Genomic DNA, 23,574 nt, shown 5'->3' with positions numbered 1-23,574 from the left:
ATGGATTATAAGCACACGCTAAACTTGCCAGAAACCGACTTTCCCATGCGCGGCATGCTGCCCAAGCAGGAGCCAGGGCGGGTGTCGACATGGCAGGATATGAACCTCTATCAGCGCCTGCGCGAAGAACGCGCGGGGGCGCCGCTGTTCGTGCTCCACGATGGCCCTCCCTACGCCAACGGCAGCATTCATATCGGTCACGCCGTCAACAAGATCCTTAAAGATATTATCGTCAAGTCGAAGAACCTGGCAGGCTTTGACGCGCCCTATGTACCGGGTTGGGACTGCCATGGCCTGCCCATCGAGCACAAGGTGGAAACCACCCACGGCAAGCACCTGGCGCCGGACACCGCCCGGGAGCTGTGCCGTGAATACGCCGCCGCGCAGATTGAAACCCAACTGACCGATTTCGTACGGCTGGGCGTGGTGGGCGACTGGGATCACCCCTATCGCTCGATGGATTTTGCCAACGAAGCGGGCGAGATTCGTGCTCTGGCCGATATGGTCGACGCGGGCTATGTGTTCAAGGGCCTGAAGCCGGTGAACTGGTGTTTCGACTGCGGCTCGGCGCTGGCCGAGGCGGAAGTCGAGTATGCCGACAAGAAGTCCGACGCTATCGACGTTGCCTTCCCCGTGGAAGACGCCGACAAGCTGGCGGCCGCATTCGGTTTAGACACGCTGCCCAAGCCCACTGCCGTGGTGATCTGGACGACGACCCCCTGGACCATCCCCGCCAACCAGGCGTTGAACGTCCATCCCGAGTTCACCTACGCGCTGGTCGATACCGGCGAGCGCCTGTTGCTGCTGGTGGAAGATCTGGTCGAAAGCTGTCTGGAGCGCTATGCCCTAACCGGCGAGGTGATTGCCACCGCCAAGGGCGCGGCGCTGGATCTGATCAATTTCCGTCACCCGTTCTATGACCGCCTGTCGCCGGTGTACCTTGCCGATTACGTCGAGGCGGAAGTCGGCAGCACGGGTATTGTCCACTCCGCACCGTCCTACGGCATGGATGACTTCATTACCTGCCGCGAGCACGGTATGGAATTTGACGACATGCTCAACCCGGTGCAGGGCAACGGCGTTTATGCGGACGACCTGCCGTTCTTCGGCGGCCAGATGATCTGGAAGGCCAATCCGCATATCGTCGAAAAGTTGCGCGAGGTGAATGCGCTGATGGCCCACACGCCGATCACCCACAGCTACATGCACTGCTGGCGGCATAAAACGCCGGTGATCTACCGTGCCACCGCCCAGTGGTTTGTGGGCATGGATATCAAGGGCAAAGATGGCAAAACCCTGCGCGAGCGTGCCCTGGAAGGCATTGAAGCGACCAGGTTTACCCCTGCCTGGGGTCAGGCGCGCCTGCACAGCATGATCGCCAATCGCCCGGACTGGTGTATTTCCCGCCAGCGCAACTGGGGCGTGCCGATTCCGTTCTTCCTGCACAAGCAGACCGGCGAGCTGCACCCGCGCACCGTTGAGCTGATGGAAGAAGCGGCCAAGCGCGTCGAGCAGGAAGGTATCGATGCCTGGTTCAAGCTCGACCCGGCGGAGCTGCTGGGTGCCGAAGCCGCTGATTACGACAAGGTGACCGACACGCTGGACGTATGGTTCGACTCTGGCACCACCCACCGCCACGTGCTGCGTGGATCGCATCCTCACGGCCATGAAAGCGGCCCGCGGGCGGATCTGTATCTGGAAGGTTCCGACCAGCACCGTGGCTGGTTCCATTCGTCGCTGCTGACCGGTTCAGCCATTGACGGCCACGCGCCGTATCGCCAGTTGCTGACCCACGGCTTCACCGTGGATGCCCAGGGCCGCAAGATGTCCAAGTCGATTGGCAACGTGGTCGTTCCGCAAACGGTCATGGACAAGCTGGGCGCTGACATTCTGCGCCTCTGGGTAGCTTCGACCGATTACTCCGGCGAAATGGCGGTCTCGGACGAGATCCTCAAGCGCACCGCGGACGTCTACCGGCGTATTCGCAACACTGCGCGCTTCCTGCTTTCCAACCTCAACGGCTTTGACCCGGCGACGGATAAGGTGGCCTTTGGTGACATGCTGGCCTTGGATCAGTGGGTAGTCGATCGCGCCGCGCAGTTGCAGGGGCGTATCGACACCGCCTATGACGAGTACCGTTTCCTGGATGTCTACCAGCAGGTGCATGGTTTCTGTGCCCGTGAGCTGGGCGGCTTCTATCTGGATGTGATCAAGGATCGCCAGTACACCACTCAGGTGGATTCGCTGGCCCGGCGCAGCGCGCAAACCGCGCTTTACCACGTGGTGGAAGCGCTATCCCGCTGGGTCGCGCCGATCCTGTCGTTCACCGCCGAAGAGATTTTTGAGCACATTCCCGGTGAGCGTGGCGACAGCGTCCTGCTGGAAACCTATTACACCGGCCTTGAAACGCTGGATGATAACGCCGCGATGGGGCGTGATTTCTGGGAGCAGGTGCTGGAGGTCAAGCACGCAGTGAACAAGTGCCTGGAAGATGCCCGTAATGCCAAGGTGATCAAGGGAAGCCTGGCCGCCGAGGTGACGCTCTACGTGAGCGACGAGCTCAACGCGACGCTGACCAAGCTGGGCGATGAACTGCGCTTTGTGATGCTGACCAGTGAGGTAACGCTTAAACCGCTGGCTGAGGCCCAGAATGCTGAAACCACCGAGCTTGAAAGTCTGAAGGTGGCGGTGGCGCAAAGCGAGAACACCAAGTGCGAGCGCTGCTGGCACCATCGCCCCGACGTAGGTACTCATGCGGCGTATCCCGATTTATGCGGCCGCTGCATCAGCAACCTTCCCGAAGGCAGCGGCGAGATTCGTTACTATGCCTAACGCGACCAACACGCGTCCACAGCGGCCGCCGATGCACCGGCCGCTGCGCTGGCTGTGGCTGGCGGCAGCGGTGGTCGTGCTGGACCTGGCGACCAAGTATCTGGCCAGCAGTTTGTTGAGCTACGCCCAGCCGGTGGAAGTGCTGCCGTTTTTCAACCTTACGCTGTTGCATAACCCAGGGGCGGCGTTCAGCTTTTTGGCTGACCATCCCGGCTGGCAGCGCTGGTTCTTTGCGATTATCGCGATTGGCGCAAGCATCGGGCTGAGCATTTGGCTGTCGCGGATCAAGGCCGATGAAAAGCTGCTGGCCGTGGCGCTGCCGCTGATTATCGGCGGGGCGTTGGGCAATCTCTTTGATCGGCTCGTCCACGGCTATGTGGTCGACTTTCTGTCTTTTCACGCGGCGGGCTGGTACTACCCGGCATTTAACGTGGCGGATATCGGCATTACCCTGGGGGCTGCCGGGCTAATCTGGGAGTCGGTGGTGGGCGAGCGGCGACGCAAAAAAGCCCAGCAGTCCTAACCTCCCTTCAAAAGCGAGTAACGCAATGAGCGACTATTTAATTGACGACGGTATGGAAGTGTCCTTGCACTTCACGCTCAAGCTGGAAGACGGCACGGTGGTCGATTCGACCAAAGAGAAAGTGCCCGCTACCTTTCAGTATGGCGATGGCAATCTGCCGCCCGGCTTCGAGCACCCGATCAAGGGCATGGCCGCGGGGCAAGAGGGCAGTTTCGAGATTACCCCTGAACATGCGTTTGGCCAGCACAACCCACAGAATATTCAAACGCTGAAGCGTGACGACTTCGGTGATGAAACACCCGAGATTGGTATGGTGATGTCTTTTGCCGATAAAGCGGGAACGGAATTGCCTGGCGTGGTCAAAACGATTGAGGGCGACCGGATCGAGGTCGACTTTAATCATCCTCTTGCGGGGCGTACCCTTACGTTTGAGGTGGAAGTGCTCGACGTGAAGCCGGTCACGACGCACTGAGAGACCACCTACTGACAGGCGACGATATTTATCCAACGGTGCTCAGCATCAAGGCGCGACTTATGCAATCACAGCAGCAAACACACCCTATCGAGATCAAACTGGCCAACCCGCGCGGTTTTTGCGCAGGGGTCGACCGTGCAATCGATATCGTCAACCGGGCGCTGGATGTGTTTGGGCCACCGATCTATGTCCGCCACGAAGTGGTCCATAACCGCTTTGTGGTGGAAACGCTGCGCGAGCGCGGCGCGGTGTTCGTCGAGGAACTGCACGAAGTGCCCGATGACGTGATCGTGATTTTCTCTGCCCACGGGGTCTCTCGTGCGGTACAGCAGGAAGCCGAAGAGCGCGGCTTGAAAGTCTTTGACGCCACCTGCCCGCTGGTCACCAAAGTGCATCTTGAAGTGCTGCGCTACGCCAAGCGCGGCCAGGAATGCATCCTGATCGGCCACCAGGGTCACCCGGAAGTCGAGGGCACCATGGGGCGTTACGATACGGCCAGAGGCGGGCACATTTACCTGGTGGAAGACGAGCATGATGTGGCTAAGCTGGACGTTAAAGACCCGACTCAGTTGGCCTTTGTGACGCAAACCACCCTGTCGATGGATGACACCGCCAAGGTCATCGATGCGCTGCGCGATAAATTCCCCGAGATTCAGGGGCCACGCAAGGACGACATTTGCTACGCCACGCAGAATCGTCAGGATGCCGTGCGTGAACTGGCCGCTGATAGCGATCTATTGCTGGTGGTGGGTAGCCCTAACAGCTCCAACTCGAATCGCCTGCGCGAGCTTTCCGAGCGTATGGGCACGCCTGCTTACCTGATCGACAACGCCGAGCAGATCGAGCCCCAGTGGTTGAATGGCATCAACCGCATCGGCGTAACGGCCGGGGCGAGCGCGCCGGAAGTGCTGGTCAAGGGCGTCATCGAACGCCTGCAGACCATGGGGGCCACCGCGCCCCAGGAACTGCTTGGCCGCGAAGAAACGATCACCTTCTCGATGCCTCGGGAGCTGCGCGAGCAGGTGATCGCCAGCGGCTAATTCCTAGAAGCTAATCTAAGGCTACGTAATGCAAAGCGTATGGGTTTGCGACATACTGAAATGGTATGAGCCAACCAATACAGGAGTAACGCCGCGTGCATTACGTTTCTCATCCGCCCTCGTTACGCCACGGCCAGCGCGGCTTTACCCTTATTGAATTAATGATTGTGCTGGCCATCATCGGGATCGTGGCGGCCATTGCCTACCCCAGCTATACCCGCTACGCGCAAAAATCGCTGCGCACCGACGCCCACGCCGGGCTCATGCAGGCATCGTCTGAGTTGGAGCAGTGTTACACGCGCACTTTTGCCTATGCCGCTAGCTGTCTGGAAACGACACAGTCACCTGAGCAAAACTATACCATTGGTTTTTCCAGTGAGGATGGAGACGGCGGTTATACGTTGACGGCAACGGCCAGGAATGGCCAGGATGATGGCTGCGATGCGCCGTTGACCCTGAATGCCAAGGGCACGCAAGCACCCGATGAGTGCTGGTAGGACGATGCCTCAACGCGGTTTTACCCTCATTGAACTGATGATCGTGCTGGTCATCGCGGCGTTGTTGATGCTTCTCGCGGCGCCTGCCTTTTCCACGTTTGTGGCTCGCCAACAGCTGGCTGGTGATGTTAACCAGATGCAATCGGTGCTGACCTTTGCCCGCAGCGAAGCGATCAAGCAGCGTCAGCCCATCACGGTGGAATTTTCCCCGCCCAACGAACTCAACGCTGCGCGCCGCCCTGACGCATGCAACGACGCCCCGTGGTGTTACTGGGCCGAAAGTGCTCAAGGCGACGGAGAGGCGAACGTCATGCGCGTAGGGCAAACCGACAATATTACCCAGCCCGAAGGCAGCTTCTCTTTAGTGTTTGAAAGCCTGGGTGATGCGGATATCAGCGACTGCGATGACGTTGATGGCCAGTGCGAGATTACGCTCTCGGAAGACAATCTCGACCCGGTGACGCTCACCGTTCGCGTAACAGGCAGCCTGCATAAGGAGGCCGCTCAATGATGCAGCGTGGCTTCAGTCTGGTAGAAGCGCTGATTGCACTGCTGGTGTTGTCGTTGGGTCTGGTGGGCGTCGCTGCCATGCAGTTAAAAGCGTTGCAAAGCGCGACCCAAGGTTATCAGCGCTCCGTAGCCAGCGTTGCCGCCGTCGATGCTCAGGAGCGGCTTTGGGGGCGGTTGGCAATGCTTGAGCCTAGCGAAACCTGTGCGGATATCAACGTTGATGCAGTCGAACAGGCATGGGCAAACCACTGGTTCCAGAATAACGATAACACCCCTTTGCGTAATGTGATTAAAAGCGACAGCCACATTACCAACGGCAACGGTGAAGATAGGTGCCGATTTACGGTGATCCTGGCGCTAAGTGAAGACGATAATGACCAGTTCGATTACACCTTCCGCCTTCCCGAGATTGAGGTGCAATGATGCAACAGCGCCAACGCGGGTTCACGCTTGTAGAGCTGATGGTTGCCATGGTGATCGGCACCATCATCATCCTGGGCGCGGGGCAACTGTTTCTGACCACTTTTCAAACCTTTCAAAACGTCGACAAGATCAGCCGAAAGCAGGAAAACCTGGTATTTATCGCCCAGCGCATTACCCGCGAGATTCGACAGTATGGACCTGGGCGCTACACGCTTGAATGCGAGTCAGAGCTAGTCCAGGAAAAAAATCAGTGCACCTGCACCGTGGCGGATACCGAAGAAGGGAACCAGCCGCTGGTCAGTTTCCGCAAAGACCTTTCCAGTGACGATTTGTCGGATTGTTCCGTGGAAGAGCACGAGTTGGGAGAGCCTGTACCGGATAACGGCGCGCTTTATCGTGTGTCACTACCAATTGAAAATAACGGTGAACCGATTGTTTTTCATATTATGAATCGGCCTGAAGTTTATAAGTGGTTTGCAGAGGCGCCGGTGAGCCAAGAAGGCAAGGGGGATGTTGTGATTGCCGGTGGTGCGTTAAGTGGAGCAGACAATATTCTTGTTGCTGAATCAACGGCTAATTCAAACCTGGGGTTGGCTAGTGTGCCTTCTCCACAACAGGGCGCTTCGCATGATTTCTATACGGATTACATCAATGCGTTTAGTAAGCTGGAAAACGTTGTGGCCACATGTAGAGCGGACGAAATAATGAATTCATCTCGTGACGCTTTTTACTGTAACGGTAATATAAATAATTTAAATGTAGCTAAGCTAAGTGGGAAAGTGATCGTAGCTGAAAATGGTATTTCAATGTCGCAAAATAATAACGAATCAGTATTTGATGTTGCGATTGTCGCAGGTGGGGTAGTTAATTTTAATGGAAGTGGTAATTCCGATGCTCTATTTAGAGGCCTCATATGGAGCGGTGGAAGCGCCAATATAAGTGTTTCAGGCGTTAGTTTTGTCGGAAGCATTATTTCTAGTGGCTCGGTTGCATTTAATAATGTTAGCGGTATTAATGCAGATTTTAGCGTTTGGGATTTGCTTTCGATCTATGGCTACGAATTTTCAATGCGCCGACAGCTAGAGCGACTGTCTGAAAATATAAATTTTGGTGACGAATGAAGCTTTTATGTCAAAAACAAAATGGCGCTGCTTTGATAATTGTAATGGCATTGCTGACTGGAGCTAGCTTGCTAGGGCTGACTGCTATGCAGACTGCAGTAGTTGGTGAGTACATGTCAGGTAACTATCGAGCAGTTGTGCAAGCTAATATGAATGCTGAATCTGCTTACTCACACGTTGTCAATGAAGGTATAGGGGCGATTATTTGGGGGGATGAATATGAGAGAGAAGCAATAGAAGAAATGAAATGGGAGCAGATCAATCAGCTTGGGGAAGTCGTTGACCGGTGTGCGACAGAAGAATCGGAGTGTTTTTATTTTCCTTTGGTGGTGGATGGTCGCAATTGCTTGGTAGCTTTCGGGGCTTTATATAATAACCGAGAAGAACGTGTCGCTGTCAGTGACCCTTACTTCATGTTTCTAGAATAAGTATTTTTAAGTAATCTTGAGGTTGTTTATTTTATCAGTACTGGCGCTTGCCTTGATATTGGTGATAAAACTAAACCACGTTTGTCGCATCCCTATGATTATGCACGTATCATATTGCTATGTACGTTCAATGATGAGCCCAAAAACCATGAGTCAGTCACCCAAAACCCGTGTTCTTACCGGTATCACCACGTCCGGGACGCCCCATCTGGGCAACTACGTCGGGGCGATCAAACCCGCCATTGAGGCGAGCCAGGACCCCAACGTACAGTCGTTCTACTTTCTGGCCGACTACCACTCGCTGATCAAGTGCCAGGACCCCAAGCGCGTGCAGCAGTCGCGACTGGAAATTGCCGCGACCTGGCTGGCGCTGGGACTGGATACCGACAACGCCATTTTCTATCGCCAATCGGATATTCCGGAAATCCCTGAGCTTACCTGGATGCTTTCCTGCGTGTGTGCCAAGGGACTGATGAACCGTGCCCATGCCTACAAGGCCGCTGTGGCCGAGAACGAAGAAGCGGGCAACCAGGATCCGGATAAAGGCATCACCATGGGGCTGTTCGGCTACCCCGTGTTGATGGCGGCGGATATCCTGATGTTCAACGCCAACAAGGTACCGGTCGGGCGCGACCAGATCCAGCATATCGAGATGGCGCGGGATATCGCGGGTCGTTTCAACCATCTGTACAAAGGCGACTATTTCACGCTGCCCAATGCGGTGGTGGACCAAAAGAGCCAGGTGCTCGGTGGGCTGGACGGACGCAAGATGTCCAAGAGTTACAACAACACCATTCCGCTCTTTGTCGCCGAGAAAAAGCTGCAGAAGCTGGTGCGCAAGATCAAGACCAACTCGCTGGAACCCGGCGAGCCTAAAGACCCGGATGCCTGCACGCTGTTCCAGATCTACGCCGCCTTTGCCTCAACCGAGGAAACAGCGACCATGCGCCAGCAGTATGCCGACGGCATTGGCTGGGGGGATGCCAAGAACCAGGTGTTTGAGTATCTCAACGCCCACCTGGAAAAACCCCGCGAGCGCTATAACGCACTCATGGAAGACCCGGGTCATATTGAAGCGGTTCTGCAGAAAGGGGCTGAAAGAGCGCGGGAAGGAACGGCGGTGACCATGGATAGACTGCGAGCCGCCGTGGGGCTCGGCCGTTTCAACTAGAACGAGGTGATGACGTGCGCCTGCAACGCGATAAAAGCTTACTGCTGATGGTCGATTTTCAAGCTGGTTTAGTGCCGGTGATTGATGGCGGTAGCCAGGCCATTGCCGAGGCCCATTGGCTGTATGGCGTGGCGGATGCGCTTGAAGTCCCCGTATGGCTGACCGAACAGATGCCTGAAAAGCTGGGCGGCACGGCACCGGCGCTGCTGGAAGCGCGGCAAGCGCCAACGATTTGGCAGAAGCAGCACTTCGGGGCGATGGAAGAGACGGCGTTTCGTGAAGCGCTGAGCGCCTCGGGCAGGCAGCAGGTGGTTCTGTGTGGCACCGAGGCGCATATCTGTGTCCTGCAAACGGCGATGGGGCTGCTGGACGAAGGCTATGCGGTCTATTGGCTGACGGAAGCAACGGCCAGCCGCCGGGTCGAGGAGGCCGTCTTGGCGCGCGAGCGGGCCTGCGCCCTGGGGGCGCAGGCGGTCTCGGCGGATATGGTGGTTTATGAGTGGCTTCATCGCTGCGATACCGCGTCTTTCAGCGCCGTGCATCGCCAGTTCCTGAAACCGCGTGCCGATAGGGCCGTCCGGTTTTTCTAGCGGGAACCCTTAACGATCCGATTCGCGGCGGGTGAAGACAAAGGTGTCGCCCTGGGACGCAGCGGCATCGAAGCGATATCCCGCGACATCAAAGTCTTTTAGCGCGTCTGGGTCATTGACCTGCTGTCTAATGATCCAGGCACTCATCAGGCCGCGCGCTTTTTTAGCGTAGAAGCTGATGATTTTGAAGGCGCCGTTTTTCTCGTCTTTAAACACCGGCGTAATGACTCGGGCATCCAGCTTCCTGGCATCCACGGCTTTGAAATACTCGTTGGAAGCAAGATTCACCAGTACCTTGGAACCGCTCTCGGCAATCGCCGCGTCCAGCGCTGTTGTCAGCGTGGGCTTCCAATAGGCATACAGGTCCTTGCCCGCCGGGTTGGGCAGTTTGGTGCCCATCTCCAGCCGGTAGGGCTGAATCAAATCCAGCGGGCGCAACAGACCATAAAGCCCCGAGAGAATGCGCAGGTGCTGCTGGGCATAGCGATTTTCAGCGTCGCTAAAGGTATCGGCTTCAAGCCCGGTATAGACATCGCCCTGGAAAGCCTGTGCGGCAGGTTTGGCGTTTTCCAGCGAAAACGGCGGCTGCCAGTCGGCAAAGCGTGCCGCATTCAGCCCTGCCAGTTTATCGCTGATGCCCATCAGGTCACTGATTTGCTGAGGCGAATAGTCGCGCAGAATATCAATGAGTGCTTGGCTGTCGGTCAGAAAATCCGGCTGGCTGACGTCTCGGGTGGTTGATGGGGTTTCAAAATCCAGTGTTTTGGCCGGCGAAATAACGCTCAACATGGCAGATTCCTTGGACGTCGCAGAAATAATGATCCGTATTATACCAAGCCTCGGCGTTGGCCGAGGCTATAAGGTCGATAGCGTTGTCTGCCATCAAGGGCAGGGGTTGGGCATGCGGCGATGGATATCGTCGATCGCCTCCAGCAGTTCGTCGTCGAGCTTCAGGCTTTCGCTGGCCAGGTTGCTTTCCAACTGTTCCATGGTGGTGGCACCGATGATGTTGCTGGTCAGAAAACTGCGCGAATTGACGAAGGCCAGTGCCATCTGCGCGGGGTCGAGACCGTAATCGCGGGCCAGCGCCACATAGGCGTGGGTGGCGGCGTCGGCTTCCGGCGAAGTGTAGCGCTTGAAGCGTTCAAACAGGGTAAGGCGGCCCTTGGGCGGTTTGGCACCATTCAGGTATTTGCCCGAGAGCACGCCAAAGCCCAGCGGCGAGTAGGCTAGGAGCCCGACGTCTTCGCGGTGGGCAATTTCCGCCAGGCCGACCTCAAAGGAGCGATTCAGCAGGTTGTAGGGGTTTTGGATCGAAGCCACGCGCGGCAGGTCAAGCTGGTCGGCGAGCTGCAGGGCGCGCATGGTGCCCCAAGGGGTGTCGTTCGACAGGCCGATGGCGCGGATTTTACCGGCGTCGACCAACTCTTTCAGCGCGCTCAAGGTTTCCTCGAGCGGTGTGGCATCTTCTTCTTCGTTGTGCGTATAGCCGAGCTTGCCGAAAAAGTTGGTGCTGCGATCGGGCCAGTGCAACTGGTAAAGATCCACATAGTCGGTCTGTAGGCGCTCAAGGCTTGCGTCGACCGCCTTGAAGAGGTGTTCGCGGGTCAGGCGTGGCCCGCCGCGTATGTGGTCAAGCCCAGGGCCTGCAGCTTTGGTGGCCAGGATGACATCGTCGCGTTCGCCACGCTGCTTGAGCCAGCTACCCACGTAGCGCTCTGTCAGCCCCTGGGTGTCGGCCTTGGGCGGTACCGGATACATTTCGGCGGTATCAATAAAGTTGATCCCAAAAGCGACAGCTCGATCAAGCTGCTCGTGGGCCTCGGCTTCGCTGTTCTGTTCGCCAAATGTCATGGTGCCCAGGCAAAGTCGGCTGACTTGCATTCCGGTTCTGCCCAGTGGTCGCGTTTGCATGATGGGTCTCCTAGTATGAACACAATGACCTGCGGAATGCGCGGTATTTCCAGCGCATCGCGTCGGGGTTGTTGGGCATGTTAGCGAGGCGTTCGCCAGGCAGCAAATAAGAGGGGTTGAGTCGTCGCCATGGCAGGCGTATGCTTGCCAGCCCATTGACCGGCCAAGGGCCGGTTTGTCGCGTGGTTGGTTGTCTCATAGAGAGTGACGGCTGGCCCAAGGTTTCACAAACAGGCAGGGTGGTTGGCCATGCCACAGGCATCATCTTTGTTCATTCGGCTTGAGTTTCGTCTGGCCGAAAGGCTGTTTCAAAATCGTTGGCTGTTGCCACGCTCACCGCGTACTCAGCGGTTGACGCTGAACTTGTTCAAGCGCTGCGCTGAGGCGGGCCATCCCGACGCGCTTTCCGTTTATGGCAACATGCTGTTACAGCGAAGCCTGTCGCCCCACGATAAAGCACGCGGGGCGCGCTATGTCATGGAAGCCGCCCATGCAGGCGATGTAAAGTCGCAGTATCAGGCGGCGAAAATTTATGAGACCGGCTGTGCGCAGTACCCGAGCCGCGATGATTACGCGGTGACCTGGTATGCACGTGCGGCACAATCCGGTCATTCACTAGCGGCTGAACGCCTGGCGCATGCTTACCGGGTCGGCGAGCTGGGCCTAGCGGTGGATGCCGACCAGGCTGCCTATTGGCAGAGCCTGGTAAGTGAGCCGTCCGACCCTGTTGCGGCATGATGTGCCGTCCCTTTTTTCGCAAGTGAGGTCGTCCGTGTCCGAGACGCTACCGACGGTGTTGGATATTGAAGCGTCCGGTTTCGGGCGCGGTAGCTACCCGATCGAGGTAGGCATTGCCCGTGCCGACGGGTCCACCTGTGCGTTCCTTATTCAACCGCTTGATGAATGGACCCACTGGGACCCGAAGGCTGAGTTGCTGCACGGCATCTCCCGCGATCGATTGTGCCGCGAGGGCTTTCCGGTACGTCAGGTGGCACGCTGGCTGAACGACGAATTAAGTGACGAGGGCAAGGCGTATAGCGATAGCTGGGGATATGACAATACCTGGCTATCGTTGTTGTTTCATCATGCGGGCATGCTGCCGGGCTTTCGTCTGGAAGCGCTGAGAATTCTACTGAGTGAAGATCAGCAGGCGCTATGGAGCGATACCAAGGAAGCGGTCATCGCCGAGCGCGGCATTCATCGCCATCGTGCCGGTGAAGACGCGCGGTTACTGCAACTGACTTACCAGCGCACCCAGCAGCTTTGTCAGTAAGCGTAGGCGTTATTTAACCATCCCCCTTATCTTTCAAGCGCCTCAAGCATTGCCTTGGGTGTTTCGGCGTCGAGCAGCATGTCTCGCGTTGCTTGTGCCATGAATCCCTGCTGGACGGTACTGTTCAAAAACGTCAGCAGCGGCGAGTAGAACCCGTCGACATTGAGGAGTCCCAGCGGCTTTTCATGCAGGCCCAGATACCCCCAGGTCCAGATTTCAAACAGTTCTTCAAAGGTACCGATACCGCCGGGCAGGGCAATGAACGCATCGGCATTGGCGGCCATCGTTGCCTTGCGCTCGTGCATATTGGGCACGCGTATCAGCTCGCTAAGGCCAAAGTGGGCCTGCTCGCGCTCGACCAGATGATCCGGCATCACGCCAACCACCTCGCCCCCGGCGTCAAGTGCCGCATTGGCCAGTACGCCCATCAAACCGACCCGGGCGCCGCCGTAGACCAGTGTATGACCGCGAGCTGCCAGGGTGTGCCCCAGTTCATGGGTGGCGTGACGAAAGGTAGGGCTATTGCCCTCCCGAGAGCCAAGATAAACGCAGATTCGGGACATCTTGCTTCCTTGTACTGATGGGGGCCGAGATGAAGGCTCAAGGCAGACAGGCGTCGACCTGATAGTGAGCATCCATCCATTGGCCAATCACATTGTTGCCGCAAAGGTGGTGGGCGTACTGGGTGTGCAGGCAGCGAACCTGCTGCCAGTTGCTGATGCCGCCAATACCGCGTTGGGTGAGTACGTCGGTGTAGCCGCGCTCAACGACCTCGGCACGCTGAGCATCGTTCATCAGTGCCCAGCGAGTCTCCACATAGTCACGATGGCTTTGCTGGTAGGCGGCGAGAAAAGCGGGGTCGTCCTGTAGCTGCTGTTCCAGCGACTTGATAACGCCGACGGCTTCAATGCGCGATATCTCGACTTTGAGCACGTCGGAGCACAGCCAGTAGAGCGTCGGGAAAGGTTTGCCCTCGACAATCGGGGCCATGCGCAGCACCAGTGGGGTGCCATTACCGTCGGTAGCCGTCACGGCCTCAATGCCCTTTGGCGGGCGGCCGAGCTGCTGGGTAATAATCGCCAGTTGGCGTTCGTCGGGCGCTTGATTAGTGCGAATCACCATGGGCGAGTCTCTTGCAGGCAGTCATCGGGTGTAAGGGAAGTGGTAGTGCGCAGGATTAATCCCGGACAAACTTGGTGGAGCGGCCAACGGCGCGAAAAAAGCAGCGATTGAGCTGTTCCGGAGAGGCCACATAATGCCAGGTACGCTCACAATATTCAGCCGCTCGCGCCATCAGTACATCGTACAGGCGGTTGAACGGCGCATCATAATCGTAGGGGTCGGCGCCGAACAAGCGAATATGCGGATAATCGGCAAAGCGTTCCATAAAGTAGCGCTCAAGGTCGGCCTCGACGGCGCGGTGTTGGGCGGTGTTGTCCGGGTCTAGCCAAAGGTTATAGCGGATCGCCATGGGGCACTCCTGGCCGCCCCGTTGCCGGGGCGTCGCGGTTCAGGCGGGGGCGGGCGCGTCTTGGAGATGGGCGGAGAGCGCTTCCCGCAACTCGCCTTCGATGGGCACAGTGCATTTAGCCTGATGATCGTACTGCACGAGAATGGTGTGCCCGACATTGGTTAACTTGCCATGCTGACGCGCTTCCTGGGTAACAGTAAAGGAGCTGTTGCCCAGGCGCGTCAGGTAGGTACGTAATTCGATATCGTGACCATAAAACAGTTCAGCACGGTAGTCGACCTCCATCCGCGCCATGATCAGCCGCCATGCTTTGGGGTTCAGGTCGGGGGTGAATAACCTGAATAGGTCGTTGCGGGCCAACTCAAACCAGGCGGGAAGGCGAGTGTTGTTGATGTGGCCCAGAGCATCGGTGTCGTAAAACGCCGGCTCGATGGTGCGGGTAAACATGGCGCTATCCTTGTTGGTAGTAACAGGTTGTTAGTGGCGCGGAGCATCAAACAGTCGATGGACGACCTGCTTCAGGATTACCCCAAGCAAGCGCTTGGTCAAGTGTCGGCGGTGCTGGTTCACACCAGGCGAAGCCCTTGCTGGTCACGCCAAGCGGCTGCCAAGGCGCTTTTCAGCGGGGCTTTTAAATGAGCTGGAAGTGCCAGATGCGCGTCTTCCAGGTGGTCAAAATGCCGGTTGCGCAGCCAGCAGTATGCCCAGGCGCAGGCTTCGGCTTCGCTCTTGGGCACGGGGCGTGCGGGCATCTGGTTAAGCAGGAACACCGCTGTGCGCGGTGCCCATAGCGGAATGTCGGTGTCCTGAGCATGGCTCCAGGCATCCAGCGTGGCGCCTGTCGGCGTCTCGCTGGGTTCGCCGAGCTTGGCGACCCGCGCCGTCTCGGCGAGAATCAGTGCGAGGCGGTCGGCATCAGCCTGGCCGAGCGAACGCCATTGGCGTAATAGCGCCGGGCATCCTGCGCGGACCTTGGTATAAAAGTCATCTTGCGGCATGCTCTATAGCACCCCCGATTAGATAAGTGAGAGACATAATGGCATTTGATTTTGCCACGCCCATTGAACGACGCCACCCCAACGGGGGGTGGGCATCGCAAAAATGGCACCGGTACGCCGATGATGTGCTTCCCCTATGGGTCGCGGACATGGACTTTCACTCACCGCCCGCGGTGATAGAGGCCCTACACGCCAGGGTATCTCACGGTGTTTATGGCTACGGTGAAGTGCCTGATACGTTAACAGAAACCTTGTGCGAGTGGAGCGCTGACCACTATCTGTGGCCTATACAACCCGAGTGGCAACAGTGGCTGCCGGGCGTGGTGCCCGCGCTGCATCTGGCGGCCCTGGCGCTGACGGCCCCGGGTGACGGCGTGTTGACCGTGACCCCGATCTACCCGCCTTTTCTGGCGGTGGCCGAGCGTACCGGCCGGTTGCCTCAGCAGGCGGCATTGGCCACGCCGGTCAGCGCCGACGATAGCTGGCGGCTGGATATCGGTGCACTGGAAGCTGCGGTGACCCCGCAAACGCGCCTGCTACTGTGGTGTCACCCGCATAACCCCACTGGCCGCGTCTGGTCGCATGGCGAGCTGGCTGCACTGGCGGCATTTGTCGAACGCCATGATCTTTGGGTGGTGTCCGATGAGCTGCATTGCGATTTGCTGCTTGACGAAGGGGCGCACCACCAGCCGCTGGTCGCGGCTTTCCCGGCACTTGCCAAACGCACCATTACGCTCTGGGCACCGTCGAAGACGTTCAACCTGGCGGGCTTGACCACTGCCTGCGCGGTGATCCCCGACGAAAGCCTGCGCAAGCGTTTCGCCCAGGCCGCCAAAGGCTTGTTGCCCGATGGCAACGTGCTGGGGTTGGTGGCAGCGGAAGCGGCTTACCGCCACGGAGATCCTTGGCGTCAGGCCTTGCTGGGGGTTCTACGCGAGCATTGCGCGACGCTCAAGGCGAGGGTCGCGACGTGGCCGGGGGTCGAGATGAGCCCACCCGCGTCAACCTACCTGGCGTGGCTGGATATGCGCCGGGCTGGCCTGGGTGAATCGCCGCAGGCGTCACTGCTTGAGCAGGCGGGTGTCGCTCTTTCAGACGGTGCGGCGTTTGGCCACCCGGGGTTTGTGCGGCTCAACTTTGGCACCACCGCCTCGCAGTTGGAGGCGGCGTTAGCTCGTATGGATACGCTATTGGCCGGTTGAGCGATTAGTAGAGCAGGGCAAACAGCTTACGGCGATAGGTGACCGTCAGCGGGTGGTCAGCTCCCAGGGCGTCGAATACCTGCAGCAGTGTCTTGCGTGCGGCATCGTCATTGTAGGCGCGGTCCTGCTTCATGAGCGTCAGCAGCGCCTCCAGTCCGGCTTCGTACTGGCCATCCGCTACCTGACGCAGGGCGCGTTGGTATTGCGCTTCGCTATCGGTGCGGTCACCCAGGGCGGCAATTTCGTCGCTGGAAAGTGCCTGTTCGCCGAACTCGATGCTAGCCCGAACGCCGCGGGCAGACGGGGCGTCGCGCTCTTCCGGGGGCAGGTTGTCCAACAGGCTGCGGGCTTCATCGCGGCGCCCTTCGCTGACCAACGCCCGGGCAAGGCCGATCTGGTAGGGGTAGTGGTCCGGGTATTGGCTGACCAGGTTTTGGTAAATGTCCCGTGCACCAGCGTGATCGCCCTCGTTGAGAGCCGCTTCAGCCTGCTCCTCGGGGCTGGGTGGCGCGTCTTCCGGGGCTGGGAAATAGCGATTGAGCCACTCACGAATCTGTTTTTCAGGTAGCGCGCCCTGGAAACCATCGACCAGACCACCCTGGCTGATCAGTTTAACATCGGGTACTGATTGCACGCCCAACTGACTGGCAATCTCAGGGTTGGCCTGAGTATCCAGTTTGGCGAGCAGGAAGGCCCCTCCGTACTCGACCGCGAGCCGCTCCAATACCGCCATGAGCTGTTTGCATGGCTCGGAGTCAGGCGTCCAGCAGTCCATCAGTACCGGGACTTTCATGGAGGCTTCCAGGACTTGCTGGATATTACCGGCGTTGAGGTCAATGATGACGTCTTCGGGGCGAACCGGTGGCTGGTCGCCGCTGGCTTGGCCGTCCTGGCCAGATTCAGGACTGGTTAATGCTTCACCGGTGCGAGGATCAATGATGGATGACATAAAAGGACTCGCGATATAAGGAAATTTGACTCCTTATATGCAGCCGCATCGGCGCGGATTCAAGGTGAATCGGCTAAAAAAGCGTGCTTGTCGCCGGACGGTGCGTTTATATTCTTTAATGATATAGAAGATGCCCGATAAAGCATTTTACGCTATCGTGAGCAATCGGTAGGCTCATCATCATTATTATCTATATCGACCAAAAGCGCCGGTTTCCCCGCCAGGCGCTTTTGGTGTTGCCAAGGTGACTGTATGTCGACAACGACTGAAACCCCCTCCGCCCCGTATCGTGTGCCACTTATCGCCACAGCGGCGGTTGTGCTGGGCGCACTGGTCATCGGTGTGGTCTTTGAGGCCAATACCGGTCTGCTGATGATCGTCGGTGGGCTATTTGGCATGGTGCTTTATCATGCGGCGTTTGGCTTTACGTCTGCGTGGCGGGTGTTCATCAAAGAGCGGCGTGGACGCGGCCTGCGGGCACAGATGATCATGCTGGCGCTGGCCGTGGTGCTGTTTTTCCCCGCATTGGGCGCGGGTACGCTGTTTGGTCAAGAGGTGTACGGCTTTGTGGCGCCCATAGGTATCTCGGTGCTGGTCGGCGCTTTTCTGTTTGGCGTGGGTATGCAACTAGGCGGTGGCTGCGCCTCGGGGACCCTCTTCACGGCCGGTGGCGGCAATGCCCGCATGGTCATCACGCTGATCTTTTTCATCGTCGGGTCGGTGATCGGCACCGCGCACTTTAGCTGGTGGCAAAGCCTGCCCGCCTTTCAGCCCGTTTCCCTGGTGAGGGTGGCAGGCGCCGGTGGCGGTATCGCCATTAGCCTGGTGCTGTTTGCCGCCATTGCAGCGTTTACCGTGGTGATGGAAAAAGGCCGCCATGGCAGGCTCGAACAAGCCACGCCAGTAGACAAGCATGGTTATCAGCGCTGGCTAGCGGGTCCCTGGCCGCTGGTGGCAGGCGCCATTGGCCTTGCGGTATTGAACTTTGCCACCCTGGCGTTGGCTGGGCGTCCGTGGGGGATTACCTCGGCGTTCGCACTGTGGGGCGCTAAAGGCTTCGAGCTGATGGGTGGCGATGTATCCCAGTGGGGCTATTGGCAGTCGCCAGGCAATGAGGCAGCGCTTGACGCAAGCGTATGGGGCGACGTGACCACTGTCATGAATGTGGGCATCATGCTGGGGGCGTTAGCGGCGGCCAGCCTTGCCGGACGCTTTGCGCCTAACTTCAGGATTCCGCTACGCTCAATACTGGCGGCGATCATCGGTGGCCTTTTGCTGGGTTATGGGGCGCGACTGGCCTTTGGTTGCAATATCGGCGCCTATTTCAGTGGCATTGCGTCCGGCAGCCTCCATGGCTGGCTTTGGTTAGTGGCGGCATTTGTCGGCAATATGGCAGGCGTCAAACTGCGCCCGTTATTTTTCACCGGGGAAGCTGCGCGTAAGCCGACGGCCAAAACATGCTAAGAAGTCATTAGCTAGCGCCATTTTCAGGCTACTTTTCTATTTACGCCTCAACGTTGGTTGGGGCTTTTTTGTCGCTTTAAAACGCCTGTTTGCTACCTTTGTAGGGTGGGCATGTTACATTACGCTCAACGGCTGCAGACGCGCTATGTTGCTGCATTGCAATAGAAATTTGCTAAAAAACGAGACTGCTTATGACCACCGCGAGCAAACGCCCCTTATACCTTCCTTATGCCGGTCCTTCCCTACTTGAAATGCCGCTATTGAATAAAGGCAGTGCGTTTACTCAGGAGGAGCGGCTGGCGTTCAACCTGATCGGTCTCTTGCCACAGAAGGTGGAGACGATCGATGAACAACTTGAGCGCGCCTATCGGCAATATCAGCAGTGCCACAGTGACCTGGAGCGCCATATTCACCTGCGTGCCATCCAGGATGATAACGAAACACTGTATTTTCGCCTGGTGTCACAGCACCTCGAAGAAATGCTGCCAATCATCTACACGCCGACGGTGGGCAAGGCGTGTCAGGAGTTTTCCAATATCTACCGCAACCACCGCGGGTTGTTTATCAGCTACCCTGACCGCGAGCACATGGACGACATCCTGCGCAGCGCCACCAAGGACAACGTCAAGGTGATCGTTGTCACTGACGGTGAGCGGATTCTCGGCCTGGGCGACCAGGGCATCGGCGGGATGGGCATTCCCATTGGCAAGCTGGCCCTGTATACGGCCTGTGGCGGCATCAGCCCCGCGTACACGCTGCCGATCATGCTTGATGTGGGTACCAACAATAAGTCGCTGCTGGATGACCCGATGTACATGGGCTGGCGGCACGAGCGGATCGGTCAGGAGGAATACAATGAGTTCATGGCCACCTTCATTGCTGCCGTCAAACGTCGCTGGCCCAGCGTATTGCTGCAGTTTGAGGATTTTGCCCAGGCCAACGCCATGCCTTTGCTGGAGCAGTATCGTGACCAGCTGTGCTGCTTTAATGACGATGTTCAGGGTACCGCCTCGGTAGTCGTAGGGACGCTCCTGGCGGCGTGCCAGGCTCGCGGGCAAACCATTGCTGATCAGCGGGTGGTTTTCGTCGGCGGCGGCTCTGCCGGTTGCGGCATTGCCGAGCAGGTGGTGGTGGCCATGCAGACGGAGGGCTTGCCCGAAAGCGAAGCCCGCGCGCGCATCTACATGGTGGACCGAGAAGGCCTGATGACTGACGATCAGCCCTGGCAGCGCGATTTTCAACGCCGCCTGGCCCACGAGGCAGACCTGGTCGCCAATTGGAACGGGCAAGGGCTTGAAGAGACGATTGCGCAGATCAAGCCGACAGTGCTGATTGGCGTATGCGGCCAGCGTGGGATTTTTACCGAGCAGGTGGTGCGCACCATGCACGCGGGGTGTGAGCATCCTGTGATCATGCCGTTATCCAACCCGACCTCCCAGGCGGAAGCGGTGCCCGAGGATGTCATTCGTTGGACGGAAGGCCAGGCGTTGGTGGCAACTGGGAGTCCGTTTCCACCGGTGGTCTTTAACGGCCGCACCTATCCGATTGCGCAGTGTAACAACGCCTATATTTTCCCCGGCATCGGGCTTGGGGTCGTGGCTGCCAGGGCATCGCGCGTCACTGATGAAATGTTGATGAGTGCTTCGCGGGCATTAGCGCGGGAGGCGCCATTGGTCAAGGAGGGCAAGGGCGCGCTGCTGCCACCGCTGTCGCGTATCCGTGACATCAGTCAGTCCATCGCCTTTGAAGTGGCGGCCCAGGCGCAACAGAACGGTGTGGCCCTCAAGACCGGAGGTACCGAACTGCGCACTGCCATCGATCGTGCTTCATGGAATCCGGAATACCGCACCTACCGGCGGCGCGCTTTCTAGGCTTACGTGCAAAAAAAAGCCCCCACAAGGTGGGGGCCAGCAAGCATTGGTCGGTTTCCCGATTAGGCTGCGCCAATCATGTTACGCAGCACGTAATGTAGGATACCACCATGACGGAAGTAAGCCAGTTCGTTTTCAGTATCAATCCGGCACTTGGCATCAACGGTTTTTTCGCCATCAGCAGTTTTGATGGTCACCTTGACGCTACCTCCAGGTGTTAAATCGCTGAGTCCGGCAATCGATACCTCTTCATCACCGGTTAGCCCCAGCGTCTTGCGGCTCTCACCTTCGGGGAACTGCAGCGGTACCACTCCCATGCCGATCAGGTTGGAACGGTGGATGCGTTCGTAAGACTCGGCGAGCACGGCGCGAACGCCCAGCAGGCGGGTGCCTTTGGCCGCCCAGTCACGCGAAGAGCCGGTGCCGTACTCTTTGCCGGCGATCACGACGAGCGGCTTGCCTTCTTCCTTGTACTTCATCGCGGCGTCGTAGATCGCCATCTGCTCACCGCTTGGCACATGACGGGTTTCGCCGCCAACCACGCCATCGAGCATTTCGTTTTTGATCCGCACGTTGGCGAAGGTGCCACGCATCATGACTTCATGGTTACCGCGGCGCGAGCCGTAGGAGTTGAAGTCCACCGGCTTGACGCCGTTCTCCTGAAGGTAGCGCCCGGCGGGGCTATCGGGTTTGATGGCGCCGGCCGGGGAGATATGGTCGGTGGTCACCGAATCGCCCAGCATGGCGAGTACGCGGGCGTTGTGGACGTCCTCGATGGCGTCGGGTTCACGGCCCATGCCCTCGAAAAACGGCGGGTGCTGGATATAGGTCGACTCAGGCCACTGATAGACCTTGCTTTCGGGTACCTTGATGGCCTTCCATATATCGTCGCCTTCAAACACCTCACCATATTCTTTATGGAACATCGCGGTATTGACCTGCTCGACAGCGGTGGCGATTTCCGCCTGGCTTGGCCAGATATCCTTGAGATAAACCGGATTGCCGTTGCTGTCCTGACCCAGTGGATCCTTGCTCAGGTCGCACTGGACGTTGCCCGCCAGCGCGTAAGCGACGACCAAGGGGGGCGATGCCAGCCAGTTGGTCTTGACCAACGGGTGAACGCGACCTTCAAAGTTACGGTTACCCGACAGTACCGAGGCAACGGCCATGTCGCCGTCGGAAATAGCCTTTTCGATCTCATCGGGCAGTGGACCGGAGTTGCCGATACAGGTGGTGCAGCCGTAGCCCACCAGATTGAAGCCCAGCGCGTCCAAGTCATAATTCAAATCGGCGGCCTCCAGGTAATCGGTGACGACCTTGGAGCCCGGTGCGAGGGATGTCTTGACCCAGGGTTTGGTGGTGAGACCTTTTTCGCGCGCTTTGCGGGCGAGCAGGCCGGCTGCCATCATCACGCTGGGGTTGGACGTGTTGGTACACGACGTAATGGCGGCAATCACCACGGCACCGGGGTCGAGGCTGAAATCGTGGTCATTGAGCTTAACGGCCTGACTGGTGTCATGTTCAAAGCTGCGCTCAACCCCCACGGCAGTCTGGCCGCCCTCAGAGGAAAGTTTTCCGTTGGCGGTCGGTTCCGCGTTGGTATCTTCCTGCATGAATTTTTCAAAGGCCGACGCCATGTCTTTCAGGGCTACACGGTCCTGGGGACGCTTGGGGCCTGCGAGGCTGGCTTCGACCTCGGTCATGTCAAGATGCAGGTTGTCAGAGAAAATAGGCTCGTCGCCCGGTTCGCGCCATAGGCCTTGAGCCTTCGAGTAGGCTTCGACCAGGGCAACCTGCTCATCTTCACGGCCGGTCAGGCGCATGTAGTTAAGCGTTTCGTCGTCAACCGGGAAGAAACCACAGGTGGCGCCATATTCCGGTGCCATGTTGGCAATGGTTGCCCGGTCGGCCAGCGGCAGGTCTTTCAGGCCATCGCCGTAGAATTCGACAAATTTACCCACGACGCCTTTCTTGCGCAGCATCTCGGTGACGGTGAGTACCAGGTCGGTTGCCGTGATGCCCTCGCGTAGCTTGCCGGTGAGCTTGAAACCGATCACTTCGGGGATCAGCATGGAAACCGGTTGGCCGAGCATGGCCGCTTCGGCCTCGATGCCGCCAACACCCCAGCCAAGGACACCAAGCCCGTTGATCATGGTGGTGTGGGAGTCAGTGCCGACCAGCGTGTCGGGGTAGGCAAGGGTGCGACCATCTTCCTGCTTGGTCCACACGGCTTTGCCCAGGTATTCCAGGTTGACCTGGTGGCAAATGCCGGTGCCGGGCGGCACCACGCGGAAATTATCGAAGGCCTGTTGCCCCCAGCGCAGGAACTCGTAACGTTCCCGGTTGCGCTGCATTTCAATGTCGACGTTTTCCTGAAAAGCGGCTGGGTTGCCAAATTTATCGACCATCACCGAGTGGTCGATGACCAGGTCCACCGGCGACAGCGGGTTGATCTTGGCAGGATCCTCGCCGAGCTTTTCAACAGCGGCGCGCATGGACGCCAGGTCGACCACGCCCGGCACGCCGGTAAAATCCTGCATCAGCACGCGGGCGGGACGGTAGCCGATCTCACGACTGGATTTGCCTTCTTTTTGCCAGTCGACCAGGGCCTGCATGTCATCCTGGGAAACGCTCTCGTCGTCGGCAAAACGCAGCTGGTTTTCGAGCAGAATTTTGAGTGTCTTGGGTAGCCGGTCGATGTTGCCAAGAGTGTCTGCTGCGTCTGGCAGACTGAAATAGTGGTAGGACGTGTTGCCTACCGTTAATGTTTTTTCCGTGTCAGAAAGCTTGCTCATGCGATTCTCCTCTCTATTGCTTGGCGT

25 protein-coding genes are annotated in these 23,574 nt (G+C 58.2%); 16 read left to right on the top strand and 9 right to left on the bottom strand.

Annotation, left to right across the window (positions count from 1 at the left end; translation table 11 throughout):
• From ileS to QC816_RS17510, 11 genes are all read left to right on the top strand, one after another.
• Positions 1-2,832: an isoleucine--tRNA ligase gene (gene ileS / locus QC816_RS17560; protein WP_309783713.1), complete on the top strand. Its 2,832-nt coding sequence runs from the start codon at positions 1-3 to the stop codon at positions 2,830-2,832.
• A complete protein-coding gene (gene lspA, locus QC816_RS17555) occupies positions 2,825-3,355 on the top strand; it encodes a signal peptidase II (RefSeq protein ID WP_085920110.1) in 531 nt (176 codons plus the stop codon). The genes ileS and lspA overlap by 8 nt, the downstream gene beginning before the upstream one ends.
• A gap of 25 nt (positions 3,356-3,380) precedes the next feature.
• On the top strand, positions 3,381-3,827 hold the full coding sequence (gene fkpB, locus QC816_RS17550) for an FKBP-type peptidyl-prolyl cis-trans isomerase (RefSeq protein WP_085920111.1): 447 nt from the start codon (positions 3,381-3,383) through the stop codon (positions 3,825-3,827).
• A 62-nt stretch (positions 3,828-3,889) separates the two neighbouring features.
• Positions 3,890-4,870, top strand: a complete 981-nt coding sequence (gene ispH, locus QC816_RS17545; RefSeq protein WP_085920112.1) for a 4-hydroxy-3-methylbut-2-enyl diphosphate reductase — start codon at positions 3,890-3,892, stop codon at positions 4,868-4,870.
• Between the two features lie 95 nt (positions 4,871-4,965).
• Positions 4,966-5,367: a type IV pilin protein gene (locus QC816_RS17540; protein ID WP_303393820.1), complete on the top strand. Its 402-nt coding sequence runs from the start codon at positions 4,966-4,968 to the stop codon at positions 5,365-5,367.
• 4 nt (positions 5,368-5,371) lie between these two features.
• Positions 5,372-5,878: a GspH/FimT family pseudopilin gene (locus QC816_RS17535; protein ID WP_309783706.1), complete on the top strand. Its 507-nt coding sequence runs from the start codon at positions 5,372-5,374 to the stop codon at positions 5,876-5,878.
• Positions 5,875-6,300, top strand: coding sequence for a type IV pilus modification PilV family protein (locus tag QC816_RS17530; protein WP_309783703.1), 426 nt, complete (start codon positions 5,875-5,877; stop codon positions 6,298-6,300). Before QC816_RS17535 ends, QC816_RS17530 begins: the two co-directional genes overlap by 4 nt.
• Positions 6,300-7,421, top strand: a complete 1,122-nt coding sequence (locus QC816_RS17525; RefSeq protein WP_309783700.1) for a PilW family protein — start codon at positions 6,300-6,302, stop codon at positions 7,419-7,421. Before QC816_RS17530 ends, QC816_RS17525 begins: the two co-directional genes overlap by 1 nt.
• A complete protein-coding gene (locus QC816_RS17520; RefSeq protein WP_309783698.1) occupies positions 7,418-7,849 on the top strand; it encodes a pilus assembly PilX family protein in 432 nt (143 codons plus the stop codon). The genes QC816_RS17525 and QC816_RS17520 overlap by 4 nt, the downstream gene beginning before the upstream one ends.
• A 148-nt stretch (positions 7,850-7,997) precedes the next feature.
• Positions 7,998-9,020: a tryptophan--tRNA ligase gene (locus QC816_RS17515; protein ID WP_309783697.1), complete on the top strand. Its 1,023-nt coding sequence runs from the start codon at positions 7,998-8,000 to the stop codon at positions 9,018-9,020.
• A 14-nt stretch (positions 9,021-9,034) separates the two neighbouring features.
• Positions 9,035-9,610: an isochorismatase family protein gene (locus tag QC816_RS17510; RefSeq protein WP_264824835.1), complete on the top strand. Its 576-nt coding sequence runs from the start codon at positions 9,035-9,037 to the stop codon at positions 9,608-9,610.
• Positions 9,611-9,619: 9 nt separating this feature from the next.
• Here the strand turns inward: QC816_RS17510 and yaaA are convergent, their stop codons facing one another.
• Positions 9,620-10,399 (bottom strand): peroxide stress protein YaaA, encoded by a 780-nt coding sequence (gene yaaA, locus QC816_RS17505; protein ID WP_264824836.1) that lies wholly within the window; start codon positions 10,397-10,399, stop codon positions 9,620-9,622.
• Positions 10,400-10,492: 93 nt separating this feature from the next.
• The gene (locus QC816_RS17500) at positions 10,493-11,524 is read right to left on the bottom strand and encodes an NADP(H)-dependent aldo-keto reductase (RefSeq protein WP_264824837.1); all 1,032 of its coding nucleotides are present in this window, start codon (positions 11,522-11,524) and stop codon (positions 10,493-10,495) included.
• Between the two features lie 249 nt (positions 11,525-11,773).
• Between QC816_RS17500 and QC816_RS17495 the strand changes: the two genes are divergently transcribed.
• Positions 11,774-12,262, top strand: a complete 489-nt coding sequence (locus tag QC816_RS17495; protein ID WP_085920121.1) for a tetratricopeptide repeat protein — start codon at positions 11,774-11,776, stop codon at positions 12,260-12,262.
• 34 nt (positions 12,263-12,296) lie between these two features.
• Positions 12,297-12,797 carry a hypothetical protein gene (locus QC816_RS17490; protein ID WP_199284008.1) on the top strand — a complete coding sequence of 167 codons (501 nt, stop codon included), beginning with the start codon at positions 12,297-12,299 and terminating at the stop codon, positions 12,795-12,797.
• Positions 12,798-12,823: 26 nt separating this feature from the next.
• Here QC816_RS17490 and QC816_RS17485 read toward each other — a convergent pair whose 3' ends face one another.
• The 5 genes from QC816_RS17485 to QC816_RS17465 form a co-directional block, all read right to left on the bottom strand.
• On the bottom strand, positions 12,824-13,360 hold the full coding sequence (locus QC816_RS17485) for an LOG family protein (protein WP_085920123.1): 537 nt from the start codon (positions 13,358-13,360) through the stop codon (positions 12,824-12,826).
• A gap of 37 nt (positions 13,361-13,397) precedes the next feature.
• On the bottom strand, positions 13,398-13,919 hold the full coding sequence (locus tag QC816_RS17480) for a DUF501 domain-containing protein (protein WP_309783694.1): 522 nt from the start codon (positions 13,917-13,919) through the stop codon (positions 13,398-13,400).
• 55 nt (positions 13,920-13,974) lie between these two features.
• Entirely contained in the window at positions 13,975-14,268 is a 294-nt protein-coding gene (locus QC816_RS17475; RefSeq protein WP_085920125.1) for a hypothetical protein, read from the bottom strand.
• Between the two features lie 39 nt (positions 14,269-14,307).
• Entirely contained in the window at positions 14,308-14,715 is a 408-nt protein-coding gene (locus QC816_RS17470; protein WP_186253834.1) for an acyl-CoA thioesterase, read from the bottom strand.
• 119 nt (positions 14,716-14,834) lie between these two features.
• Positions 14,835-15,266 carry a hypothetical protein gene (locus tag QC816_RS17465; RefSeq protein WP_309783691.1) on the bottom strand — a complete coding sequence of 144 codons (432 nt, stop codon included), beginning with the start codon at positions 15,264-15,266 and terminating at the stop codon, positions 14,835-14,837.
• 38 nt (positions 15,267-15,304) lie between these two features.
• On the opposite strand from QC816_RS17465, the gene QC816_RS17460 reads away from it, so the two are divergent.
• The gene (locus tag QC816_RS17460; RefSeq protein ID WP_309783689.1) at positions 15,305-16,468 is read left to right on the top strand and encodes a MalY/PatB family protein; all 1,164 of its coding nucleotides are present in this window, start codon (positions 15,305-15,307) and stop codon (positions 16,466-16,468) included.
• A 4-nt stretch (positions 16,469-16,472) separates the two neighbouring features.
• On the opposite strand, the gene QC816_RS17455 is transcribed toward QC816_RS17460, so the two are convergent.
• Complete coding sequence (locus tag QC816_RS17455) at positions 16,473-17,417, bottom strand: co-chaperone YbbN (RefSeq protein WP_309783687.1); 945 nt, start codon at positions 17,415-17,417, stop codon at positions 16,473-16,475.
• 252 nt (positions 17,418-17,669) lie between these two features.
• Here QC816_RS17455 and QC816_RS17450 point away from each other — a divergent pair, with 252 nt between their 5' ends.
• On the top strand, positions 17,670-18,881 hold the full coding sequence (locus QC816_RS17450; RefSeq protein WP_309783685.1) for a YeeE/YedE family protein: 1,212 nt from the start codon (positions 17,670-17,672) through the stop codon (positions 18,879-18,881).
• Positions 18,882-19,072: 191 nt separating this feature from the next.
• Positions 19,073-20,752, top strand: coding sequence for an NAD-dependent malic enzyme (locus tag QC816_RS17445; RefSeq protein WP_309783683.1), 1,680 nt, complete (start codon positions 19,073-19,075; stop codon positions 20,750-20,752).
• A gap of 62 nt (positions 20,753-20,814) precedes the next feature.
• Here QC816_RS17445 and acnA read toward each other — a convergent pair whose 3' ends face one another.
• Positions 20,815-23,547, bottom strand: coding sequence for an aconitate hydratase AcnA (gene acnA / locus QC816_RS17440; protein ID WP_085920131.1), 2,733 nt, complete (start codon positions 23,545-23,547; stop codon positions 20,815-20,817).
• Between the last annotated feature and the right edge of the window lie 27 nt (positions 23,548-23,574).

This window comes from Vreelandella janggokensis (assembly GCF_031451615.1).
GTDB classification, from domain to species: domain Bacteria; phylum Pseudomonadota; class Gammaproteobacteria; order Pseudomonadales; family Halomonadaceae; genus Vreelandella; species Vreelandella janggokensis.
The sequence above is the reverse complement of the archived record's forward strand: the minus strand, read 5'-3'. Positions and strand labels throughout refer to the sequence as shown.

What these genes read in the sequence shown, in the direction of transcription:
- ileS (WP_309783713.1), top strand. Translation starts at nt 1, where the DNA reads ATGGATTATAAGCACACGCTAAACTTGCCAGAAACCGACTTTCCCATG.
- lspA (WP_085920110.1), top strand. Translation starts at nt 2,825, where the DNA reads ATGCCTAACGCGACCAACACGCGTCCACAGCGGCCGCCGATGCACCGG.
- fkpB (WP_085920111.1), top strand. Translation starts at nt 3,381, where the DNA reads ATGAGCGACTATTTAATTGACGACGGTATGGAAGTGTCCTTGCACTTC.
- ispH (WP_085920112.1), top strand. Translation starts at nt 3,890, where the DNA reads ATGCAATCACAGCAGCAAACACACCCTATCGAGATCAAACTGGCCAAC.
- QC816_RS17535 (WP_309783706.1), top strand. Translation starts at nt 5,372, where the DNA reads ATGCCTCAACGCGGTTTTACCCTCATTGAACTGATGATCGTGCTGGTC.
- QC816_RS17530 (WP_309783703.1), top strand. Translation starts at nt 5,875, where the DNA reads ATGATGCAGCGTGGCTTCAGTCTGGTAGAAGCGCTGATTGCACTGCTG.
- QC816_RS17525 (WP_309783700.1), top strand. Translation starts at nt 6,300, where the DNA reads ATGCAACAGCGCCAACGCGGGTTCACGCTTGTAGAGCTGATGGTTGCC.
- QC816_RS17520 (WP_309783698.1), top strand. Translation starts at nt 7,418, where the DNA reads ATGAAGCTTTTATGTCAAAAACAAAATGGCGCTGCTTTGATAATTGTA.
- QC816_RS17515 (WP_309783697.1), top strand. Translation starts at nt 7,998, where the DNA reads ATGAGTCAGTCACCCAAAACCCGTGTTCTTACCGGTATCACCACGTCC.
- yaaA (WP_264824836.1), bottom strand. Translation starts at nt 10,399, where the DNA reads ATGTTGAGCGTTATTTCGCCGGCCAAAACACTGGATTTTGAAACCCCA.
- QC816_RS17500 (WP_264824837.1), bottom strand. Translation starts at nt 11,524, where the DNA reads ATGCAAACGCGACCACTGGGCAGAACCGGAATGCAAGTCAGCCGACTT.
- QC816_RS17495 (WP_085920121.1), top strand. Translation starts at nt 11,774, where the DNA reads ATGCCACAGGCATCATCTTTGTTCATTCGGCTTGAGTTTCGTCTGGCC.
- QC816_RS17485 (WP_085920123.1), bottom strand. Translation starts at nt 13,360, where the DNA reads ATGTCCCGAATCTGCGTTTATCTTGGCTCTCGGGAGGGCAATAGCCCT.
- QC816_RS17480 (WP_309783694.1), bottom strand. Translation starts at nt 13,919, where the DNA reads ATGGTGATTCGCACTAATCAAGCGCCCGACGAACGCCAACTGGCGATT.
- QC816_RS17475 (WP_085920125.1), bottom strand. Translation starts at nt 14,268, where the DNA reads ATGGCGATCCGCTATAACCTTTGGCTAGACCCGGACAACACCGCCCAA.
- QC816_RS17470 (WP_186253834.1), bottom strand. Translation starts at nt 14,715, where the DNA reads ATGTTTACCCGCACCATCGAGCCGGCGTTTTACGACACCGATGCTCTG.
- QC816_RS17465 (WP_309783691.1), bottom strand. Translation starts at nt 15,266, where the DNA reads ATGCCGCAAGATGACTTTTATACCAAGGTCCGCGCAGGATGCCCGGCG.
- QC816_RS17460 (WP_309783689.1), top strand. Translation starts at nt 15,305, where the DNA reads ATGGCATTTGATTTTGCCACGCCCATTGAACGACGCCACCCCAACGGG.
- QC816_RS17455 (WP_309783687.1), bottom strand. Translation starts at nt 17,417, where the DNA reads ATGTCATCCATCATTGATCCTCGCACCGGTGAAGCATTAACCAGTCCT.
- QC816_RS17450 (WP_309783685.1), top strand. Translation starts at nt 17,670, where the DNA reads ATGTCGACAACGACTGAAACCCCCTCCGCCCCGTATCGTGTGCCACTT.
- QC816_RS17445 (WP_309783683.1), top strand. Translation starts at nt 19,073, where the DNA reads ATGACCACCGCGAGCAAACGCCCCTTATACCTTCCTTATGCCGGTCCT.
- acnA (WP_085920131.1), bottom strand. Translation starts at nt 23,547, where the DNA reads ATGAGCAAGCTTTCTGACACGGAAAAAACATTAACGGTAGGCAACACG.